This window comes from Burkholderia sp. KCJ3K979, from assembly GCF_016759955.1.
GTDB classification, from domain to species: Bacteria; Pseudomonadota; Gammaproteobacteria; order Burkholderiales; family Burkholderiaceae; genus Burkholderia; species Burkholderia orbicola.
This window is the reverse complement of the sequence record NZ_JACFYV010000114.1, coordinates 1-20,466: the sequence shown is the minus strand read 5'-3', so window position 1 is coordinate 20,466 and position 20,466 is coordinate 1. Positions and strand designations below refer to the sequence as shown.

Here is a 20,466-nt window from a genome sequence, read left to right as displayed (position 1 = left end):
CCGGAAGACGCACGACCGGCACCACCGCCCGCCCGTATGACCTCCCGACCCGCCGCCGACGACGACGACGAACCTGTCCCGTCGTCCGGCCTGCTGTGGGACGAACCGTCCCCACCGGCCGCCGCGCCGAAGAAAGGCCGCCGCAAACGCGGTGTGCTGCCCGCGCCGATCTCGGCGGACGTCGCCGCCGCCGCGGCTGGCCTGCCGCCGAACGTACGGCTCGGCACGTCGTCGTGGTACTTCCCCGGCTGGAACGGCATCGTCTACGACGGCGATTTCGCGCAGACGAAGCTGTCGCGCGAAGGGCTCGAAGCGTACGGCGCGCATCCGCTGCTGAGGAGCGTGAGCCTCGACCGGTCGTTCTACGGCCCGCTGTCGGTGGCCGACTACCTGCGCTATGCGCAACAGGTGCCCGACGATTTCCGCTTCGTCGTGAAGGCGCCGGCCGCGGTGACCGACGCGGTGATCCGCGGCCGGCGCGGCGAGCCGTCCGGGCCGAACCCGACTTTCCTCGATGCCCAGCTCGCGACCCGCGAATTCGTCCAGCCGTGCCTCGACGGGCTCGGCCGCAAAGCCGGCGTGCTGGTGTTCCAGTTCTCGCCGCTGCCCGACCAACTGCTCGCTGAACCGGCCGCGCTGATCGACCGGCTCACCGCGTTCTTCGCGGCGCTGCCGTCGCTGCCGCCGGATGCCGACGGCACGCGCTACGCGATCGAGATCCGCGACGCGAGCCTGCTCACGCCGCGCTTCATCCGCGCGCTGGCCGCGCTCGGTGTGCGCTACTGCGTCGGCCTGCACGCGCGGATGCCCGACCCGCTGCGCCAGGCCGCCGCGCTCGCGCTGCTCGACGGCGACGCGCCGGGCCCGCTGATCGTACGCTGGAGCCTGCACGGCGGTTTCAAGTACGAGCAGGCGAAGGCGAAATACGAGCCGTTCGACAAGCTCGTCGACGAAGACCCAGCCACCCGCTCGGCGCTCGCCGAACTGGCCGCGCGCTACGCGCTGGCCGGGCAGCCGGTGATCATCACGATCAACAACAAGGCGGAAGGCTCCGCGCCGCTGTCGTGCATCGCGCTCGCACGCGAAATCGCCGCCGCGTGCGCACAGTGGCGCAACGAGGCGGCGTGACCGCGGTTTCCGCCGCCGCCGACGCTTACGCGCCGCGCAGCGACTTCAGCCGGTGCGAGAACTTCTGCCGGAATTTCGCGAGCTTCGGCCCGATCACGACCGAGCAATAGCCCTGCCCCGGGTTGCGCGCGTAATAGTTCTGATGATAGTCCTCGGCCGGCCAGTAGTTGCCGTCGAGCGGCACGACCTGCGTGACGATCGGCTGGCCGAACACCTGTTCGCGTTCGAGCTCGGCAATCAGGTCGAGCGCCGTGTCGCGCTGCGCATCCGAATGCGTGAACACGACCGACCGGTACTGCGTGCCGACGTCGTTGCCCTGCCGGTTCAGCGTGGTCGGATCGTGCGTCGCGAAGAAGATCTCGAGGATCTCGCGATAGCCGATGCGCGCCGGATCGAACGTCACGTTGACGACTTCCGCGTGGCCGGTGTCGCCTTCGCAGATGTCGCGATAGCCAGGGTTGCGCGTATGGCCGCCCGCATAACCCGACTGGACGGCCGTCACGCCATCGACGTCGAGAAACACGGCCTCCGTGCACCAGAAACACCCGCCTCCGAGCGTCGCGGTTTCAAGCATCTCGTTCCCCATGAAATCAGTCCCTCGTGGATGACGGCAGCCGGCACGCCAGTGCCGGCGCCATCGTTTCGCATCGCCGCTGCCCGCCCCGCGAGGCGGGAGGCAGCGGCACTTCGTCAAGTATCTCACTCGTGCGCACAACTGGCAGATCGGACAGGGCGCCGCACGCGCCCCGCCGCGTGTTTCTCGTCTACACTTAGGCACGCGCAAGCGGCGGCCAACCCGTCGCACCCGCGCAGCGTCCGATGCATGCCCGACCCCGATGCCCACATCATCTGCCGGAACATCGATATGCACGCCTTAACAGACATCGCCCGCGTCGCGGGCCCCGTCGCCGCTACATCCATCGCGCCATCGCGATGGCGCGCGCCCGGTTCACCGAGTGCGCGGCGCGCCAACCTCTCGCCTTTTCCCGCTTTCACGACCTGATGCACGGCATCGCGCGCGTCGCCGACGCGGGCGTCCGCCTGGCCGATCGCCGCGCCGGCATGATGCGCGCCGCGCGGCCACCGCAGTCCGCACGCCCGCAACGAACGGCCGTGCGTCCACGATTCGACACCATTCAGAGGACATCACCATGAGCATGCGGCCCGACCCGACGTTTCACGCTTCGCCCGAGCTTGCGATGCAGGCGCCGGCGGAGGAATTTGCCTATACGTTGTTGCTGAGCCCCGATTTTTCCAGACCCGACGCGCTCGCCGTGATCGACGTGAAGCCCGGCTCGTCGACGTACGGCAAGATCGTGCATACGGTGACGATGCCGAACACCGGCGACGAATTTCATCACTTCGGCTGGAATGCGTGCTCGTCGTCGCTGTCGCCGCTGACCGGCCATGCGTTCCTCGAGCGCCGCTTCCTGATCATCCCAGGCCTGCGCTCGTCGCGCATCTACGTGATCGACACGAAGCCGCACCCGACGCAGGCGCGCATCCACAAGATCATCGAGCCCGACGAGATCTTCGCGAAGACAGGCTATTCGCGGCCGCACACCGTGCATTGCGGGCCCGAGGGCATCTACGTGAGCACGCTGGGCGGCGCGGGCAAGGACGGCACCGACGGCGCGCCCGGCATCTTCATCATGGATTGCGAGACCTTCGACGTGCTCGGCCGCTGGGAGATCGACCGCGGCCCGCAGGACAAGCATTACGACTTCTGGTGGAACCTGCCGCGCGACTACATGGTGTCGAGCGAATGGGCGTTGCCGCCGCAATTCGAGAACGGGATCGTCCCCGAGGATCTGCTCGCGAACAAGTACGGGCACCGGCTGCATTTCTGGGACCTGCGCGCGCGGCGCAACGTGCAGACGATCGATCTCGGCGCGCAGCACCAGATGGCGCTCGAGGTGCGGCCCGCGCACGACCCGGTGCGCGAATACGGGTTCGTCGGCGTCGTGGTCGATACGACCAATCTCGAGGGCTCGATCTGGACCTGGTGGCGCGAAGGCGGCAAGTTCCATGTGAAGAAAACCGCGACGATCCCGGCCGAGCCGGCCACGGCCGACGAGCTGCCGCCGCTGCTGCAAGGATTCGGCGCGGTGCCGCCGCTCGTGACCGACATCGACCTGTCGCTCGACGACCGCTTCCTGTACGTGTCGTGCTGGGGCACCGGCGAGATGCGCCAGTACGACGTGTCGGACCCGCACAACCCGGTGCTCGCGGGGTCGGTGCGCATCGGCGGCATCGCGCGCCGGGCGCCGCACCCGAACGGCCGCACGTTCGCGGGCGGCCCGCAGATGGTCGAGATCAGCCGCGACGGCCGGCGCGTGTACTGGACCAACTCGCTCTATTCGACGTGGGACGACCAGTTCTATCCGGACGGCGTGCCGGCCGCGCAGGTGCTCGCGCACGCGGGGCCGGACGGCGGGTTGACGCTCGCCGACGACTACTGGGTCGAATTCCCCGACGGCTATCGCGCGCACCAGATCCGGCTCGAAGGCGGCGACTGCTCGACCGACTCGTTCTGCTATCCGTCGGTCAAGCGTTGAGCACCAGCCTTCACGCGCCGTTCGCGCTGTGGGCGGCCGTGCTCGCGAGCGGCGTCTATCACGGGCTCAACCCGGCGATGGGCTGGCCGCTCGCGGTATCGAACGCGCTGATGACACGCCGCGGCAGCGCGCTCGTCGCGGCGCTCGGCTATCTCGCGCTCGGTCATGCACTGGCCGTCTTCGCGGTGATGCTGCCGTTCGGGCTGCTTGCCGCGCTGCTCGCGTGGCAGACGGCGATCCGGATCGGCGCGAGCGCGCTCGTGATCGGCTTCGGCGCGGTGCTGCTGATCCGGCGCCGGCATCCGCGGGCGCTCGCACGGATCGCGCCGGCGCGGCTCGGCCTGTGGTCGTTCGCGGTCGCGCTCGCGCACGGCGCGGGGCTGATGCTCGTGCCGATCTACCTCGGCCTGTGCGGGCTCGACCGGGATGCCGGCCACCGCGCGGCGGCGCTGCTCGTCGATGCGCATCTCGGCATGGCGCTCGTCGTCGCGGCCGTGCATGCAGCCGCGATGATCGCCGCCGGCGGCGGGCTCGCGTGGCTCGTGTACCGCTATCTCGGGCTGAAGTTCGTGGCGCGGAGCTGGTTCAATCTCGATGCGGTGTGGGCGTCGAGCCTGATCGTGACGGGAGCGCTGTCGCTCGGGCTGGCGGCGGCGCGCTAGTGCGGGCAGCGAGGACCCGTTCGCGCAACGCGGCACCGAATGGAATGGCCGCACCGTTAAAAAACGTGACGGAACGGCGCTGCCGGCCGCGCGCCGCAGTGTTCGCTACGCCACCCTGCCGTCGCGATGCGCCGCCCGACCGGGTCCGGCGGCCCCGATTCCGCTAAAATCGGGCCATGCGCACCCCTTCCCAATCGACCGCGTTGTCATTTTTCGTCCGCCGCGCCCGTCACGCCCGTGTCGTGTCGCGCCCGCCCGTCCCGTTCCGGATGGCTGCCCGATGAGCCACGCCAATCCGCCGGATTTCGACGCGGCCGCCTTCCGGCAGGCACTCGGCCAGTTCGCGACGGGCGTGACGGTGATCACGACGCGCGCGCCGTCCGGCCAGCTGATCGGCATCACCGCCAGCTCGTTCAATTCGGTGTCGCTCGATCCGCCGCTCGTGCTGTGGAGCCTCGCGCACAAATCGGCGTCGACGCCGGTGTTCCGCGGCAACAGCCATTACGTGGTGAACGTGCTCGCGGCGTCGCAACTCGACCTGTGCAAGCGCTTCTCGACCTACAAGGGCGATCGTTTCGAAGGGATCGCGCACGCGGCCGGCAACTCGGGAATGCCGGTGCTCGACGGCGCGCTCGCGTGGTTCGAATGCCACAACCGCAGCCGCTACGACGAAGGCGACCACGTGATCTTCGTCGGCGAAGTGGAACGCTGCGGCGTGCGCGCGGTATCGGAAACGGCCCCGCCGCTCGTGTTCCACGGCGGCGGCTTCCACGGCCTCACACCGCTTTGATCGCCCCCGTGCGCGCCAGTCCGACCGGCGCGCCGGCTTCGTCCTTCAGCGTCTGCAGCACGATGTTCGACCGGATGTCCATCACGCCCGGCGCCTTGTAGAGGCGGTTCAGCACGAAATCCGAATAGTGCTTGAGGTTGTGCGCGAGCACGCGCAGCAGATAGTGGCTCTCGCCCGTCACGACGAACGCGCCGACCACCTCCGGCCATTCGCGCAGCGCTTCCGCGAAGCGCTCGTGCCATTGATTCTCTTCGTTGCGCATCGACACCTGCACGAACGCCTCGAGCTCGAAGCCGAGCTTCTCGCGGCTCAGGCACGCGCGATAGTGCTCGATCACGCCCTGCTCCTCGAGCAGGCGCATGCGACGCAGGCAGGCGGATGGCGAAAGCGAGATGCGTTCGGCCAGGTCGAGATTGCTGATTCTGCCCTCCTCCTGCAGTACCGCCAGAATCCGGCAGTCGGTGGCATCGAGCGTGATCGCGTGCATTTTTGGTCCCCGTTTTCCCTCTGAGTCGAATTATCTGCCAATCCGGCGGATTGTCCATGTTTATTTCGCAAGCACTTTCTGCGAGCGTCCACCTATCATTCGAAGGATCGACTCACGCTTCGTCATGCCATGGACACACTCTGGGACATCTCGCCGCCGGTCAGCCCCGCCACCCCCGTGTGGCCGGGCGATACGCCAGTTGCCGTCGAACGCGTATGGCGGATGGAGGCCGGTTCGCCGGTCAACGTCGCGCGCCTGACGCTGTCGCCGCACACGGGCGCGCACTGCGACGCGCCGCTGCACTACGATGCCGACGGCGCGCCGATCGGCGCGGTGCCGCTCGATACCTATCTCGGCCCGTGCCGCGTGATTCATTGCATCGGCGCGTCGCCGGTCGTGCGGCCGGCCGATGTGGAAGCCGCGCTCGACGGCGTACCGCCGCGCGTGCTGCTGCGCACGTATGCGCGCGCCGCGGTCGAACAATGGGACAGCAATTTCTGCGCGGTCGCACCCGATACCGTCGACCTGCTCGCCGCGCACGGTGTGAAGCTGATCGGCATCGATACGCCGTCGCTCGACCCGCAGGAATCGAAGACGATGGACGCGCATCACCGCGTGCGCGCGCACCGGATGGCGATCCTCGAAGGCATCGTGCTCGACGACGTGCCGCCCGGCGACTACGAATTGATCGCGCTGCCGCTCAAATTCGCGACACTCGACGCGAGCCCCGTGCGCGCGGTGCTGCGCGCGCTGCCCGCGCACGCTTCCTGATTACCCGACCTACGACCCCACATCATGATGATCAAGACCCGTGAAGATGCGCTCGCGCTCGACCGCGACGACCCGCTGGCCCCGCTGCGCGACCAGTTCGCGCTGCCCGACGGCGTGATCTACCTCGACGGCAACTCGCTCGGCGCGCAGCCGCGCGCATCGGCCGCCCGCGCGCAGCAGGTGATCGGCGCCGAGTGGGGCGAAGGCCTGATCCGCAGCTGGAACACCGCCGGCTGGTTCGCGCTGCCGCGCCGCCTCGGCGACAAGCTTGCGACGCTGATCGGCGGCGCGCCCGGCGAAACGGTCGTGACCGACACCATCTCGATCAACCTGTTCAAGCTGCTGTCGGCGATGCTGCGCCACCAGGCGGAGCGCGCGCCCGAGCGCCGGGTGATCGTGTCGGAGCGCTCGAATTTCCCGACCGACCTGTATATCGCGCAGGGGCTGATCGAGCAGCTCGGCGGCGGCTACGAGCTGCGCCTGATCGACGATCCGGCCGACCTGCCCGGCGCGCTCGGCGCGGACACGGCCGTCGCGATGATCACGCACGTGAACTACCGCACCGGCTACATGCACGACATGCCGGCCGTCACGCAGCTGGTGCACGACGCCGGCGCGCTGATGCTGTGGGATCTCGCGCACTCGGCCGGCGCGGTGCCGGTCGACCTGAACGGCGCGCGCGCGGACGGCGCGGTCGGCTGCACGTACAAGTACCTGAACGGCGGCCCCGGCTCGCCCGCGTTCGTGTGGGTGCCGCAACGCCATCTCGCGCATTTCTCGCAGCCGCTGTCCGGCTGGTGGGGCCACCGCGCGCCGTTCGCGATGCAGCCGGGCTTCGCGCCCGATCCGGGCATCGCGCGCTTCCTGTGCGGCACGCAGCCGATCGTGTCGATGTCGATGGTCGAATGCGGGCTCGACGTGTTCCTGCAGACCGACATGGACGCGATCCGCCGCAAGTCGCTCGCGCTGACCGACGCGTTCATCGCGCTCGTCGAGGCGCGCTGCGCGGGCCTGTCGCTGAAGCTCGTCACGCCGCGCGCGCATCACCAGCGCGGCTCGCAGGCGAGCTTCGAGCATCCGCACGGCTACGAAGTGATGCAGGCGCTGATCGCGCGCGGCGTGATCGGCGACTACCGCGAGCCGTACGTGCTGCGCTTCGGCTTCACGCCGCTCTATACGCGCTTCGCCGACGTGTGGGATGCGGTCGAGACGCTGCGCGACATCCTCGCCACCGACGCGTGGAAGGCGCCTGAGTTCGCCGAACGCGGCGCGGTGACCTGACCGGTTTTGCGCGGCGCGCCGCCGCTGCATGCCGCAGTTGCAGCGAAGCGCGCCTCGCGTTCGTCATTCAAATCTGGAGATAGTCGTGAATTCTGGTCATATGCAGCCCCCCGGCGGCGACGCGCCGGCCGGCTGCCCGTTCTCGGGCGCACGCGCCGCACAACCGGCGCAAGCCGCGCACGAAGCCCCGCACGTGCCGGGCGAGGCCGACGCTCAAGCCGGCTGGCACAACGCGCAGCTCGATTTCTCGAAGTCGATGAGCTACGGCGACTACCTGTCGCTGAATTCGATCCTCGACGCGCAGCATCCGCTGTCGCCCGATCACAACGAGATGCTGTTCATCATCCAGCATCAGACGAGCGAGCTGTGGATGAAGCTTGCGCTGTTCGAATTGCGCGGCGCGCTCGATGCGGTGCGCACCGACGCGCTGCCGCCGGCGTTCAAGATGCTCGCGCGCGTGTCGCGCATCCTCGAGCAACTGGTGCAGGCGTGGAACGTGCTGTCGACGATGACGCCGTCCGAGTATTCGGCGATGCGGCCGTATCTGGGCCAGTCGTCGGGCTTCCAGTCGTACCAGTATCGCCAGCTCGAATTCCTGCTCGGCAACAAGAACGCGCAGATGCTGCAGCCGCATGCGCACCGGCCCGACATCCTCGAACAGGTGCGCGCGACGCTCGAGGCGCCGTCGTTCTACGACGAGGTCGTGCGCCTGCTCGCGCGGCGCGGGTTCCCGATCGCGGCAGAGCGGCTGGAGCGCGACTGGACCCAGCCGACGCGGCACGACGAGACGGTCGAGGCCGCGTGGCTCGAGGTCTACCGTCATCCGCAGCAGCACTGGGAGCTGTACGAGATGGCCGAGGAACTCGTCGATCTCGAGGATGCGTTCCGCCAGTGGCGCTTCCGTCACGTGACGACGGTCGAACGCATCATCGGCTTCAAGCAGGGCACCGGCGGCACGAGCGGCGCGCCGTACCTGCGCAAGATGCTCGACGTCGTGCTGTTCCCCGAGCTCTGGCACGTGCGCACCACGCTGTAACGCACGCCACGCGCCCGCCGTCACGACGATCACGACGACGTGCGGGCGAGCGCCTCCCCTTCGCGCGGCTGCGCCGCCGCGCGCGACAGCCGCGGAATGTGCCGCCGCATCGCGAGCAGCGCGATGCACACCACCCCCATCGCGACGGCCAGCATCGTCAGGTACGCACCCGCGCCGCCCGCCGTGATCACGATCGCGCCCGCGAACGCGCTGAGGATCGCGCCGAGCCGGCCGAACGCGAGCGCACTCGCGGTGCCCGTCGCGCGCACGGCCGTCGGATAGATGTACGCGCACAGCGCATACATCGTCGACTGCACCGCGTTGACGAACAGCCCGTGCAGACCGAGCCCGACGATCAGCCAGCCGGTATGGCGGCTGGCATCGACGCCCATCAGCCATACCGCGCTCGCCGCGCCGCCGATGCTGCACAGCGCGAGCGGCCAGCGCGACCCCGCATGCGCGATCGCCCATGCGCACAGCAGCGCACCGATCACGCCGCCGAGGTTGTACGCGGTGAGGCCCGAGCCCGCGACCGACACGCTCAACCCGCTCGCCGCGAGCATCGTCGGCAACCAGCTGAACGCCGCGTACACGGCGAGCAGGCACATGAAGAACGCGCACCACAGCGCGATCGTGTCGCGCGCCTGGCCGCTCGCGAACAGCGCGCCGAAGCCGCCGCGGCTGCCCGGCGCACGGGCGTCCTTCGTATCGGTGAACACGGTGCCCGGCGCGACCGGCCGCTGCATCCGCGCGAGCAGCGCGCCGAGTTCCGGCCAGCGTGCGGGGCGCCGCGCGAGATAGCGCGGCGATTCGGGCAACGCGCGCACCAGCACGAAGCCGAGCACGAGCGGCAACGCGCCGCCCGCGAAGAACAGCCCGCGCCAGCCGTAGCGCGGCAGCACCTCGTGCGCGAACAGGCCGGCCAGCATCCCGCCGAGCGGCACGCAGACGATCGTCGCGGTCACCATCATCGTGCGGCGCCGCGCGGGCGTGTATTCGGCGGTCATCGTCGTGGCCGTCGGCAGCGCGCCGCCGATCCCGAGCCCCGCGCAAAAACGCAGCATCGCGATCGTCGCGACGTCGGGCGCGAACCCGATCGCGCAGGTCGCGATGCCGAACAGGAACACGCTGCCGATCACGGCGTGGCGGCGGCCGAAGCGGTCCGCGACGATCCCCGCGCAGGCGCTGCCGATGCCCATCCCGACCAGTCCCGCCGCGACGGCCGGCGCGAACGCACCGCGCGTGATGCCCCATTCGCGGATCAGCACCGGAATCGCGAAACCGATCAACTGGCCGTCAAAGCCGTCGAGCACGATCGCGAGCGCGGCGAGCAGCACCACGCAGCGCTGCATCAGCGTGAACGGGCCGTCGTCGAGCGTCGTGCCGATGTCGATCGACGATGGCCGTTCATTCAGTGCGTCGGGCGTGCTCATGCGGCCTCCGATGCACCGCGCGGCGGCGGCAAGATGCGCGAACGGTGCGCGACAAGACAACGGCATTCGATGGTTTTCATGGCGTCTCCGGTTGTCCGGGCTGGCCCGCGCACGCGTGCCCGAATCTCATGCTGTGCAGTCGAGCGGCGCCCATCGATCGGCGCCGGTGTCTCGTTCCACCCTTCACGATCCGGCGCCATCGCCCCGCGGGCGCGGCATCCGTATCGTCATGCGGCGCCAGCCGGCCGCCGGCCTGTTGCTCAATTCGTCCGTGCGTCGATCAAGCGGACCAGCGCGAGCAGCGTCTCCGCATGCGGCACCGCGACGCCCGCTTCACGCGCGGCCGCGACGACCTTGCCGCTGATCGCATCGATTTCGGTGCGACGGCCCGCGAGCACGTCCTGCAGCATCGACGGGCGATGGCCGCGATGGTCGCGGATCGCATGCTCGACGTTGCGCGCGATGCGCTCGCCGTCGACCGCAATGCCCTTCGCGCGCGCGACGGCGGCCGTCTCGGCCGCGATCGCCAGCGCGAGCCGCGGCCCGTCGTGATGATGGCCGAGCTGATCGACGGTGCAGCCCGTCGTCGCGCACAGCGTGTTGAGCGCCGCGTTGAACGCGACCTTCTCCCAGATCGCGGCCCATACGTCGGCGTCGAGCGTGCATGCGAGCCCCGCGCGCGACAGCGCGTCGGCCACGGCTGTCGCAAAGGGACGTGCCGCGCCGTCGGCCGTCATCATGCGGATCGTGCCGGCGCCGTGCGAGCGCACGTGCGCAGGGCCGGCCGCATCGGCCGGCCACGTCGTCACGCCGACCAGGATGCGCTCGAGCGGCACGAACGCGTTCAGCGTCTCGACGTTGCCGAGCCCGTTCTGCAGCGTCAGCACGAACGTGTCGGAGCTCAGCAGCGCCCGCACGCCGTCGAGCGCCGCTCGCGTATGCAGCGATTTCGTGAAAACGATCAGCAGGTCGAACGGTGTGTCGAGTGCTGCGGCCGCGTGCGCATTCGCGGCTTCCGGCCGCACGGCCTGCAGCGTGCGAACGCGCCGGTCGCCGCGGTCGTCGTCGATGCGCAGCCCGTCGCGGCCGATCGCATCGAGATGCGCATCGTTCACGTCGATCAGCGTGACGGCTTCGCCGCTTTCGGCGAGCCGCCCGCCAAACAGCGAGCCCATCGCGCCCGCGCCCAGAATTGCAATTCTCATCGTCGGCGGCCTCGTCAGAACGGATAGTGGCGGGGGGCCGTCTGCACGGTGATCCAGCGCAGGTCGGTGAACGCGGCGATGCCGGCCTTGCCGCCGAAGTGGCCGAAGCCGCTGTCCTTCACGCCGCCGAACGGCATTTGCGCCTCGTCGTGCACGGTCGGGCCGTTCACGTGACAGATGCCCGACTCTATGCGCGCGGCGACGCGCAGCGCCCGCGCGACGTCGCGGCTGAACACGGCCGACGCCAGCCCGAACGCATTGTCGTTCGCGCAACGGATCGCGGCCTCCTCGCCGTCGACGCGCACGATCCCCTTCACCGGGCCGAACGACTCTTCCGCGTAGATGCGCATCGCCGGCGTCACGTGATCGAGCAGCGTCGCGGGAAACAGCGTGCTGTCGGCGTGGCCGCCGCACCGCAGCGTCGCGCCGTGCGCAAGCGCATCGTCGATCAGCGCGTTGCAGCGCTCGACGGCCCTCGTGTCGATCAGCGAACCGAGCACGACGGGCCCGTGGCGCGGATCGCCGAGCGGCAGCGACGCGGCCTTGTCGACGAGCTTCGCGACGAACGCATCGGCGATCGAGGCGTCGACGACGATGCGCTCGGTCGACATGCAGATCTGCCCGGAATTCGCGAATGCGCCGAATGCAGCCGCGGCGACCGCCGCGTCGAGATCGGCATCGGCGAGCACGACGAACGGCGCCTTGCCGCCGAGTTCCAGCACCGACGGCTTCAGGTGACGCGCGCACGCTTCGGCGACGATCCGCCCGACCCGCGTCGAGCCGGTGAAATTCACGCGGCGCACGGCCGGATGCGCGATCAGGGCGTCGACGACGGCGCCCGCATCGTCGGGCGCATTCGTCACGAAATTGACGACGCCCGGCGGCAGTCCGGCCTCCTGCAGCGCCTCGACGACCAGCCCGTGCGTGACCGGGCACAGTTCCGAGCCCTTCAGCACGACCGTGTTGCCACACGCGAGCGGCAGCGCGAGCGCGCGCGTCGCGAGAATCACCGGCGCATTCCACGGCGCGATGCCGAGCACGACGCCGGCCGGCTGCCGCACGCCCATCGCGAGCGAGCCCGGCACGTCGGACGGAATCAGCTCGCCGCCGACCTGCGTGGTCAACGACGCGGCCTCGACGAGCCCGCTCGCCGCGAGCTGCACGTTGAAGCCGGCCCACAGCGCGGACGCGCCCGTCTCGGCCGCCATCGCGGCGACGAACTGCTCGTGCTTCGCTTCGAGCGCGGCGGCCGCCTTCAGCAGCAACGCGCGCCGCGCGCCGGGGCCGAGCGCGGCCCAGTCGGGAAACGCGCGGGCAGCCGCATCGGCCGCCGCGCGCGCATCGTCGACGGTGCACGCGGGCGCTTCGGACGCGACTTCGCCGTCGAGCGGGTTGCGGCGCACGAAGGTCGCGCCGCCGGACGAGTGGCGGCGTTCGCCGCCGATCAGCATCGCTACGGTTTGCATGGAATCTCCGGAAAGACGCGCGCGGCGCGTCACGCAATCTCGACTTCGACGACGACCGGCGTCGCCGCGCGCAGCGCGTCGGTCAGCGCGTCGCGCAGCCTCGCCGCTTCGGCGACGCGCACGCCGCGACAGCCCATCCCTTGCGCGAGCGCGACGAAATCCAGGTCGGGCAGATCGGTGCCTTGCACCGGGTCGCCGGGGCCGAAGCCGAACACGGGCGCGAAATCCTGCAGCGCCGCGTAACGCCGGTTGTTCAGGATCACGAACGTGATCGGCAGCTTCAACTGCGCGGCGCTCCACAGCGCCTGGATCGAATACAGGCTCGAGCCGTCGCCGATCAGCGCGATCACGCGTCGGCCCGGCTGCGCGAGCGCGACGCCGACGGCGGCCGGCATCCCGTAGCCCAGCCCGCCGCTGTCCATCGTGTAGAACGTGCCGCTGCGCGTGAACGGCAGATGTTCCTGCATCACCGGCCGCGCGCTCGGCGCCTCCTCGACGACGATGTCGTGCGCGTCGCGCACGTCGGCGAGCGTCTGCAGCGCGAACGCGACCGACATGCGTTCGCCGGCAGCAGGCGCGTCGACGCGCAGCCGCGGCGCGCGCGGCGCGGGCATCGGCCGCTCGGGCGGCGCGGGCCGCGCCAGCAGATCGCGCGCGGCGAGCCGCAAATTGCCGACCACCGCGTCGCCCGACGGCGTCCACGCGGCGACGCCCGGATCGTCGACGAGCTGCACGAGCGTCGCGCCCGGCGGCACGTGCGGGCCGAAGCCCTCGATGTGATAGGTGAACGCAGGCGCGCCGAACGCGAACACGAGATCGTGCCCGTCGAGCCGCGCGACGATCTTCTCGCGGATCGCGGGCAGGAAGCCGGCGAACAGCGGATGATCCTCCGGAAAACTGCAGCGCCCCGACATCGGCGCGACGTACACGCGCGCACGGTGCCGCTCGGCGACGCGCACGACGTCGTCCCACGCGCCCGCGCGATCGACGGCCGCGCCGACCACGAACGCCGGGCGGCGCGCCGCGTCGAGCGCGTCGGCAAGTCGCGCAAGCGCGTCGGGATCGGGCCGCACGATGCTGCTCACGTCACGGCGCGGCAGCAATTCGGCCGGCTGATCCCAGTCGTCGACCGGAATCGACACGAACACGGGGCCGCGCGGCTCCTGCATCGCGATGCGGTACGCCCGCGCGATCGCGGCCGGCACGTCCTGCGCGCGCGCCGGCTCGATGCTCCATTTCACGTACGGCTTCGGCAGCTCGGCGGCCTGCGTCGCGCCGAGGAACGGATCGAACGGCAGAATCGCGCGCGCCTGCTGGCCCGCGGTGACGATCAGCGGCGAGCGGTTCTTGAACGCGGTGAAGAGATTGCCCATCGCGTTGCCGACGCCCGCCGCCGAATGCAGGTTCACGACCGCCGCATTGCCGGTGGCCTGCGCGTGACCGTCGGCCATCCCGACCACGACGGCCTCCTGCAGGCCGAGCACGTAGCGGAAATCGGCGGGGAAGTCGCGGAACATCGGCAGCTCGGTCGAGCCGGGGTTGCCGAACACGCGGTCGATGCCGAACTGGCGGAACAGGTCGATCACGGCGTCGCGGACCGTGACGGGTGCGGCGGATTGGGACGGGGTGCCGGACATGCTCGGGCGTCTCCTCGATGGCTTGGCGGTTTCCACAGTATCGAAGCGCAAGCCATTCACGGATACTGTATTTTTTGCGCAAAGCCATTACGTTCCAGCATGACTTTCGATCTCCGACAGTTGCGTGCGTTCACCACGATCGTCGCGTGCGGCAGCCTCGGCCGCGCGGCCGACGCGCTGCACGTCACGCAGCCGGCGCTGAGCCGGATCCTGAAGCGGCTCGAGGATCAGGTCGGCGCGCCGCTGTTCGAACGCCATTCGAAGGGCGTGCAGCTCACCGCGTTCGGCGAAGCGTTGCTGCCGCACGCGACGCTGCTGCAGCACGAGGCCGAGCATGCGCGCGAGGAACTGGACGCGATGCGCGGGCTCGCGAAGGGCACGATCAAGGTCGGCACGGTGGGCAGCATCGCGAGCCTCGTGTTGCCGGTCGCGGTCGGCCGCGTGCTCGATCGCTGGCCGAACCTGCGCGTCGAAATCATCGAAGGCGTGTGGGACCGGCTCGCGGAAGGGCTGATCAAGCACGAGATCGATCTTGCGCTGTCCGCGCACGGGCCCGATACCGACGAGATCGTCGCGATTCCCGAGTGCCGCTGGGAAGACCGCAGCCATATCGTTGCGGCGCCGCACCATCCGCTGCGCGTGCTCGGCCGCCCGCCGACGCTCGCCGATACGCTGCACGCACGCTGGGCGATTCCGCCGCGCGGCACCGCGCCGTTCGACCACATGCGCGCGACCTTCGACGCACACGGGCTGCCGTTGCCCGACATCGCGGTCGAGACGCGCTCGGTCACGACGCTGAAAAGCCTGGTCGCGCATGCGGGATTCCTCTGCTGGATGGCCGAACCGATGTACGGGGCGGAACGACGCGCCGGCACGATCGACACGCTGCCCGTGCGCGAAGTCGTCGCAGTGCGCACGCTCACCGCGTTCCGGCGCCGTCACGGCATCCTCCCCGGGCCGGCCGGCAAGCTGCTCGACGAACTCGTCGCACTCACGCGCGAAGGGCGCTGACGCCCTTTTCCAGCGGCTCCCCGCGCCCGCCCTGCCCGCACGGCGCCGCAGCGCACCATCGAAATGCCGTGTCCCCGCCTTGACTTTCGTCCGCCTGAATACGATCATTCGCTCACACAAAGAGCAAAAGATCGTATTCGGCAGGATAGACAGGCTGGAACAGGAGACACCGGATGAGCGAATCGCCCGCCGCCCACGCGCCCGTGCTGCTGCACATCGGCGCGGGCTCGTTTCACCGCGCGCACCAGGCGTGGTATCTGCATCGCGTGAACGCGGCCGTGCCGGCCGACGAACGCTGGTCGCTGACCGTCGGCAACATCCGCGACGACATGCGCGCGACGATGGACGCGCTCGCCGCGCAGCACGGTGCGTACACGCTCGAAACCGTCACGCCGCAAGGCGAGCGCGCGTACGAGACGATCCGTGCGATCACGCGCGTGCTGCCGTGGTCGATCGACCTCGCCGCGCTGATCGACGCCGGCGCCGATCCGGCCTGCCGGATCGTGTCGTTCACCGTCACCGAAGGCGGCTACTACCTCGACGAACACAACCGGCTCGACATCGCGAACGCCGATCTCGCTGCCGACCTGCAGGGCGCGCGCACGACGCTGTACGGCGCGCTCGCCGCGCTGCTCGCCGAACGCGTGAAGCGCGGCGCCGGCCCGCTCACGCTGCAAAGCTGCGACAACCTGCGCAACAACGGCGCGCGGTTTCGCGCGGGGATGCGCGAATTCCTCGAACGGCGCGGCGAAGGCGGCCTGCTCGCATGGTTCGATGCGCACGTCGCGACGCCCAGCGCGATGGTCGACCGCATCACGCCGCGCCCGACCGCCGACGTGCGCGAGCGCGTCCTCGCGGCCACCGGCATCGACGACGCGTGCCCGGTGATGGGCGAATCGTTCATCCAGTGGGTGATCGAGGACCGCTTCGCGGCCGGTCGCCCGCGCTGGGAACTGGCCGGCGCCGAACTCGTCGACGACGTGCATCCGTACGAGGAAGCGAAGATCCGCATCCTCAACGCGACGCATAGCTGCATCGCATGGGCCGGTACGCTCGCGGGCCATACCTACATCCACGAAGGCACGCACGACCCGGCGATCCGCCGCTTCGCGCACGACTACGTGACGCAGGACGTGATCCCGTGCCTCACGCCGAGCCCGCTCGATCTCGCACGCTATCGCGACGTCGTGCTGGAGCGCTTCGGCAATCCGTACGTGCTCGACACGAACCAGCGGGTCGCGGCCGACGGTTTCTCGAAGATCCCCGGTTTCATCGCGCCGACGCTCGTCGAATCGTTCGCGCGCGGCGCGGCACCCGTCGCCACCGCCGTGCTGCCCGCGCTGTTCCTGCGCTTTCTCGAACGCTGGGCGCGCGGCACGCTGCCGTATGCGTACCAGGACGGCGTGATGGACGACGGCAGCGCACGCGCGATCGTCGAAGCCGACGACCCGGTCGTCGCGCTGTGCGCGAGCCGCGCCTTGTGGGGCTCGCTCGCCGGCAACGCGGCGCTGTTCGAGGCGCTGCGCGCCGGGCTCGCGCGCGTCGACGCCTGGCTCGCCGCCCGCTGATGACCCGCACGCGGCGCCCGGCCGCGCAGCCGGGCGAACCCGCTTGGCACAGGCCGTGCGGCACGGCTAAAGTAGCGGCTCCTCACTGACCGAACGGATCGCTCATGTATCTCGGCATCGACCTCGGCACCTCCGAAGTGAAGGTGCTGCTGCTCGCCCCGGACGGCGCGGTCGTCGGCACCGCCGGCTCGCCGTTCAGCGTGTCGCGCCCACATCCGCGCTGGGCGGAACAGCATCCGGACGACTGGTGGCAAGGCACGCTCGCCGCGCTCGCGGCGCTGCGCGAACGGCACCCGCAGGCGTTCGCGCAGGTGCGCGGCATCGGCCTGTCGGGCCAGATGCACGGCGCGGTGCTGCTTGGCCGCGACGATCGCGTGCTGCGCCCCGCGATCCTGTGGAACGACATGCGCAGCGCCGACGAATGCGCGCTGCTCACCGAACGCGCGCCCGATCTCCATGCGCTGGCCGGCAACCTCGCGATGCCCGGCTTCACCGCGCCGAAGCTGCTGTGGGTCGCGAAGCACGAACCCGACGTGTTCGCGGCGACCGCGTGCGTGCTGATGCCGAAGGACTACCTGCGCTTCCGGCTGACCGGCGCGAAAGTGTCCGATCCGTCGGACGCGGCCGGCACGCTGTGGCTCGACGTCGCGCGCCGCGACTGGTCCGATGCGCTGCTCGCCGCGTGCGGAATGACGCGCGGGCAGATGCCGCGCATCGTCGAGGGCAATGCGCCATCCGGCACGCTGCGTGCGGACGTCGCACGCGAGTTGGGGTTGTCCGAGGCCGTGCTGGTCGCGGGCGGCGGCGGCGACAACGCGACGAGCGCGCTCGGCATCGGCGCGATCCACGCGGGCGACGGCTTCGTGTCGCTTGGCACGTCCGGCGTGCTGAGCGTGGTCGGCGACCGCTTCATGCCGAATCCCGCGTCGGCCGTGCATGCGTTCTGCCATGCGATTCCCGATCGCTGGCAACTGATGAGCGTCGTGCTGTCGGCCGCGAGTTGCCTGCGCTGGGTCTGCAAGCTGACCGGCACCGACGAGCCTGCGCTGCTCGCCGAAGTCGAGGCGCTCGACCCCGACGCGCTCGCCGCCGCCCCGCTGTTCCTGCCCTACCTGTCGGGCGAGCGCACGCCGCACAACGATCCGTACGCGCAGGGCGTGTTCTTCGGGATGACGCACGCGACCGACCGCGCGCACCTCGGCTATGCGGTACTCGAAGGCGTGACGCTGGGCCTCGCCGACGGCCTCGACGCGCTGCACGCGGCCGGCGTCGAGACCGACCAGTTGTCGCTGATCGGCGGCGGCGCGCGCAGCGCGTTCTGGGCGCAACTGATCGCGGACGCGCTGAACGTGCGCACGCGTCAGCACGGCGGCGGCGAAACCGGCGCGGCGCTCGGCGCGGCACGGCTCGGCTGGCTGGCCGTCGGCGGCGATCCGCAGACGGTGCTGACCAAACCGCCGGTGCGCGCCGAATACGCACCGGACGCCGCCCGCCATGCGCGGCTGCGCGAACGCCTCGATGCGTTCCGCACGCTGTACCGTCACGTGCGGCCGCTGTACGAACCGTCGCGCGCACGGCTCGCGTAGGCGCCGCGCTTACGCGACCGGCCGCCGGCCGTGCGCGCGACATGCGTTACAGTGGATGCCGTCATGCGGCCCGCCGGCCGGCCCGCGGGGCGGCCCCCAGATCCGAACCGAATCGCTATCGTGTCCAAGTCCTCAGAAAAACTCGATCTCGCCACGCGCGCCGCGTGGCTCTACTACGTCGCGGGCGACACGCAGAACGAAATCGCCGAAAAACTGCAGGTGTCGCGCCCCGTCGCGCAGCGCCTCGTCGCGTTCGCGGTCGAGAAGAACCTGATCCGCGTGCGCGTCGACCATCGACTCGCCGACTGCCTCGATCTCGGCGCGCAGCTGTCGAAACGCTACGGCCTCGCGATGTGCGAGGTCGTGCCCGTCGACGCCGATGCGCCCGACGCGATCGACCGCAAGCTCGCGGTCGCCGGCGCGCAGGTGATGGAGCGCTACCTGAACGAAACACGGCCGATGGTGATCGCGGTCAGCAGCGGCCGGACGCTGAAGGCCGCGGTCGCGCAGATCGCGCAGATCGACCGCCCGCAGCACCGGCTCGTGTCGATGGTCGGCGCGATCGCGGCCGACGGCTCGTCGAACCGCTACGACGTCGCGCAGTACATCTCCGAGAAAACCGGCAGCAAGCACTTCCTGCTGCCCGCGCCGCTGTTCGCGGATAGCGACGCCGAGCGCGCGCAGTGGTGCAATCACCGGCTGTACCGGATCGTCGAGGCGCTGTCGGGCGAGGCCGACGTCGCGTTCGTCGGGATCGGCAACATCGGCCCGCACTGCCCGCTCTACGAAGACGGCTTCATCACCGAACAGGAGCGCGACGAGATGACCGCGCTCGGCGCGGTGGCCGAACTGCTCGGCGTGCCGATCGACGCGCAGGGCACGCAGATCACCGTGTCGACCAGCGCGCGCGTGACGAGCGTCGCGCTCGCCACGCCGCCGAAGCTGCCGACGATCGCGTTCGCCGGCGGCCCGAAGAAACACGACGCGGTGATTGCCGCGCTGCGCGGCGGCTGGCTGTCGGGGCTCGTCACCGACGAAGCCTGCGCGCGCGCCGCGCTCGCCGCGAAGGCGGCCTGACGCGGCCGTCGCCCGCACGGGTTCAGGCCGCGCGCGGCGCCGGAAACGCATGGCGGCGTGCGCGCCACGCGCCGACCCACGCCAGCGCCAGCAGCGCGACGAGCACCCACGGAATCGCGCCGGCGCCGGTCGCGCCGAGCAGCATCCCGCCCGCGATGCCACCGCCGGCGATCGCGAGATTCCAGACCGTCACCAGCATCGACTGCGCGACGTCGGCCGACTCCCCCGCCGCGTTCGCGGTGGCCGTCTGGAACAGCGTCGGCGCGCCGCCGAACGCGAGCCCCCACAGCACGACGCCCGCATAGACGAACGTCATCCCCGACCCGGCGCCGAGCATCGCCGCCGCCAATGCGAACAGCGCGATGCTCGCGAGCGTCAGCCGCCGCTGCGCGACGCCGATCCATGCACCCGTCAGCGCGATGCCGACGAGGGACGCGACGCCGAACACGAACAGCACCACATCGACCTGCGCGCCCATCCGCACGCCCGCAAGGAACGGCGCGACGTACGTGTACAGCATGTTGTGCGCGAGCACGTACGCGAACATCACCGTCAGCACCGGCCGCACGCCGGGCAGCGCCATCACGCCGAGCACCGGCTCGCGCGCGCCGGCCGGCTGGCCCGGATAGTCGGGCACGCGCAGGCGAATCCAGCCGATCAGCGCCAGCGCCGCGACCGTGATCCCGGCGAACGCGACGCGCCAGCCGAACATCGCGCCGAGCGCCGTGCCGGCCGGAATGCCGATCGACATCGCTGCCGGTATGCCTAGC

The 20,466-nt window shown here is 70.4% G+C and carries 18 protein-coding genes; 11 read left to right on the top strand and 7 right to left on the bottom strand.

Going from position 1 to position 20,466, the window contains the following annotated elements; all coding sequences use genetic code 11:
• Nucleotides 1-1,128 (top strand): DUF72 domain-containing protein (locus H3O04_RS22205; protein ID WP_202588454.1); only part of this gene is annotated, 1,128 nt, incomplete at its 5' end.
• Between the two features lie 25 nt (nucleotides 1,129-1,153).
• Here H3O04_RS22205 and msrA read toward each other — a convergent pair.
• Complete coding sequence (gene msrA, locus H3O04_RS22200; RefSeq protein WP_011546062.1) at nucleotides 1,154-1,714, bottom strand: peptide-methionine (S)-S-oxide reductase MsrA; 561 nt, start codon at nucleotides 1,712-1,714, stop codon at nucleotides 1,154-1,156.
• 565 nt (nucleotides 1,715-2,279) lie between these two features.
• On the opposite strand from msrA, the gene H3O04_RS22195 reads away from it, so the two are divergent.
• From H3O04_RS22195 to H3O04_RS22185, 3 genes are all read left to right on the top strand, one after another.
• The gene (locus H3O04_RS22195; RefSeq protein ID WP_011546064.1) at nucleotides 2,280-3,686 is read left to right on the top strand and encodes a selenium-binding protein SBP56-related protein; all 1,407 of its coding nucleotides are present in this window, start codon (nucleotides 2,280-2,282) and stop codon (nucleotides 3,684-3,686) included.
• Nucleotides 3,683-4,348, top strand: a complete 666-nt coding sequence (locus H3O04_RS22190) for a hypothetical protein (protein WP_011546065.1) — start codon at nucleotides 3,683-3,685, stop codon at nucleotides 4,346-4,348. The genes H3O04_RS22195 and H3O04_RS22190 overlap by 4 nt, the downstream gene beginning before the upstream one ends.
• Before the next feature lie 280 nt (nucleotides 4,349-4,628).
• Entirely contained in the window at nucleotides 4,629-5,138 is a 510-nt protein-coding gene (locus H3O04_RS22185; protein WP_006477993.1) for a flavin reductase family protein, read from the top strand.
• Here the strand turns inward: H3O04_RS22185 and H3O04_RS22180 are convergent.
• Complete coding sequence (locus H3O04_RS22180; protein WP_006477992.1) at nucleotides 5,125-5,625, bottom strand: Lrp/AsnC family transcriptional regulator; 501 nt, start codon at nucleotides 5,623-5,625, stop codon at nucleotides 5,125-5,127. The genes H3O04_RS22185 and H3O04_RS22180 overlap by 14 nt on opposite strands.
• Nucleotides 5,626-5,754: 129 nt before the next feature.
• Between H3O04_RS22180 and kynB the strand changes: the two genes are divergently transcribed.
• From kynB to kynA, 3 genes are all read left to right on the top strand, one after another.
• Nucleotides 5,755-6,396: an arylformamidase gene (gene kynB, locus H3O04_RS22175; RefSeq protein ID WP_011546066.1), complete on the top strand. Its 642-nt coding sequence runs from the start codon at nucleotides 5,755-5,757 to the stop codon at nucleotides 6,394-6,396.
• A 27-nt stretch (nucleotides 6,397-6,423) separates the two neighbouring features.
• On the top strand, nucleotides 6,424-7,677 hold the full coding sequence (gene kynU / locus H3O04_RS22170) for a kynureninase (RefSeq protein ID WP_233629292.1): 1,254 nt from the start codon (nucleotides 6,424-6,426) through the stop codon (nucleotides 7,675-7,677).
• 100 nt (nucleotides 7,678-7,777) lie between these two features.
• A complete protein-coding gene (kynA, locus tag H3O04_RS22165; RefSeq protein ID WP_034201423.1) occupies nucleotides 7,778-8,713 on the top strand; it encodes a tryptophan 2,3-dioxygenase in 936 nt (311 codons plus the stop codon).
• A 29-nt stretch (nucleotides 8,714-8,742) separates the two neighbouring features.
• On the opposite strand, the gene H3O04_RS22160 is transcribed toward kynA, so the two are convergent.
• The 4 genes from H3O04_RS22160 to mdlC form a co-directional block, all read right to left on the bottom strand.
• Nucleotides 8,743-10,146, bottom strand: coding sequence for an MFS transporter (locus H3O04_RS22160; protein WP_202588453.1), 1,404 nt, complete (start codon nucleotides 10,144-10,146; stop codon nucleotides 8,743-8,745).
• A gap of 260 nt (nucleotides 10,147-10,406) precedes the next feature.
• Nucleotides 10,407-11,351: a ketopantoate reductase family protein gene (locus tag H3O04_RS22155; RefSeq protein ID WP_027808646.1), complete on the bottom strand. Its 945-nt coding sequence runs from the start codon at nucleotides 11,349-11,351 to the stop codon at nucleotides 10,407-10,409.
• Between the two features lie 14 nt (nucleotides 11,352-11,365).
• A complete protein-coding gene (locus H3O04_RS22150) occupies nucleotides 11,366-12,817 on the bottom strand; it encodes an aldehyde dehydrogenase (RefSeq protein ID WP_202588452.1) in 1,452 nt (483 codons plus the stop codon).
• A gap of 29 nt (nucleotides 12,818-12,846) precedes the next feature.
• Nucleotides 12,847-14,454: a benzoylformate decarboxylase gene (gene mdlC, locus H3O04_RS22145; protein WP_202588451.1), complete on the bottom strand. Its 1,608-nt coding sequence runs from the start codon at nucleotides 14,452-14,454 to the stop codon at nucleotides 12,847-12,849.
• Between the two features lie 99 nt (nucleotides 14,455-14,553).
• On the opposite strand from mdlC, the gene H3O04_RS22140 reads away from it, so the two are divergent.
• The 4 genes from H3O04_RS22140 to H3O04_RS22125 all read left to right on the top strand — a co-directional run bounded on the left by H3O04_RS22140 (nucleotide 14,554) and on the right by H3O04_RS22125 (nucleotide 19,696).
• Entirely contained in the window at nucleotides 14,554-15,465 is a 912-nt protein-coding gene (locus tag H3O04_RS22140; RefSeq protein WP_077180454.1) for a LysR family transcriptional regulator, read from the top strand.
• A 173-nt stretch (nucleotides 15,466-15,638) separates the two neighbouring features.
• On the top strand, nucleotides 15,639-17,033 hold the full coding sequence (gene dalD / locus H3O04_RS22135) for a D-arabinitol 4-dehydrogenase (protein WP_124477368.1): 1,395 nt from the start codon (nucleotides 15,639-15,641) through the stop codon (nucleotides 17,031-17,033).
• A gap of 104 nt (nucleotides 17,034-17,137) precedes the next feature.
• Nucleotides 17,138-18,619, top strand: coding sequence for a xylulokinase (gene xylB / locus H3O04_RS22130; protein WP_011546074.1), 1,482 nt, complete (start codon nucleotides 17,138-17,140; stop codon nucleotides 18,617-18,619).
• Between the two features lie 63 nt (nucleotides 18,620-18,682).
• Nucleotides 18,683-19,696 carry a sugar-binding transcriptional regulator gene (locus tag H3O04_RS22125; protein ID WP_011546075.1) on the top strand — a complete coding sequence of 338 codons (1,014 nt, stop codon included), beginning with the start codon at nucleotides 18,683-18,685 and terminating at the stop codon, nucleotides 19,694-19,696.
• 22 nt (nucleotides 19,697-19,718) lie between these two features.
• Here the strand turns inward: H3O04_RS22125 and H3O04_RS22120 are convergent.
• Nucleotides 19,719-20,466: MFS transporter (locus H3O04_RS22120; RefSeq protein ID WP_202588450.1), on the bottom strand; the 748-nt coding region annotated here is incomplete at its 5' end.

Coding starts and splice junctions, on each gene's coding strand:
- H3O04_RS22160 (WP_202588453.1), bottom strand. CDS start 10,146: ATGAGCACGCCCGACGCACTGAATGAACGGCCATCGTCGATCGACATC.
- msrA (WP_011546062.1), bottom strand. CDS start 1,714: ATGGGGAACGAGATGCTTGAAACCGCGACGCTCGGAGGCGGGTGTTTC.
- xylB (WP_011546074.1), top strand. CDS start 17,138: ATGTATCTCGGCATCGACCTCGGCACCTCCGAAGTGAAGGTGCTGCTG.
- H3O04_RS22195 (WP_011546064.1), top strand. CDS start 2,280: ATGAGCATGCGGCCCGACCCGACGTTTCACGCTTCGCCCGAGCTTGCG.
- kynB (WP_011546066.1), top strand. CDS start 5,755: ATGGACACACTCTGGGACATCTCGCCGCCGGTCAGCCCCGCCACCCCC.
- kynU (WP_233629292.1), top strand. CDS start 6,424: ATGATCAAGACCCGTGAAGATGCGCTCGCGCTCGACCGCGACGACCCG.
- dalD (WP_124477368.1), top strand. CDS start 15,639: ATGAGCGAATCGCCCGCCGCCCACGCGCCCGTGCTGCTGCACATCGGC.
- mdlC (WP_202588451.1), bottom strand. CDS start 14,454: ATGTCCGGCACCCCGTCCCAATCCGCCGCACCCGTCACGGTCCGCGAC.
- H3O04_RS22155 (WP_027808646.1), bottom strand. CDS start 11,351: ATGAGAATTGCAATTCTGGGCGCGGGCGCGATGGGCTCGCTGTTTGGC.
- H3O04_RS22125 (WP_011546075.1), top strand. CDS start 18,683: ATGCGGCCCGCCGGCCGGCCCGCGGGGCGGCCCCCAGATCCGAACCGA.
- kynA (WP_034201423.1), top strand. CDS start 7,778: ATGCAGCCCCCCGGCGGCGACGCGCCGGCCGGCTGCCCGTTCTCGGGC.
- H3O04_RS22150 (WP_202588452.1), bottom strand. CDS start 12,817: ATGCAAACCGTAGCGATGCTGATCGGCGGCGAACGCCGCCACTCGTCC.
- H3O04_RS22185 (WP_006477993.1), top strand. CDS start 4,629: ATGAGCCACGCCAATCCGCCGGATTTCGACGCGGCCGCCTTCCGGCAG.
- H3O04_RS22140 (WP_077180454.1), top strand. CDS start 14,554: ATGACTTTCGATCTCCGACAGTTGCGTGCGTTCACCACGATCGTCGCG.
- H3O04_RS22180 (WP_006477992.1), bottom strand. CDS start 5,625: ATGCACGCGATCACGCTCGATGCCACCGACTGCCGGATTCTGGCGGTA.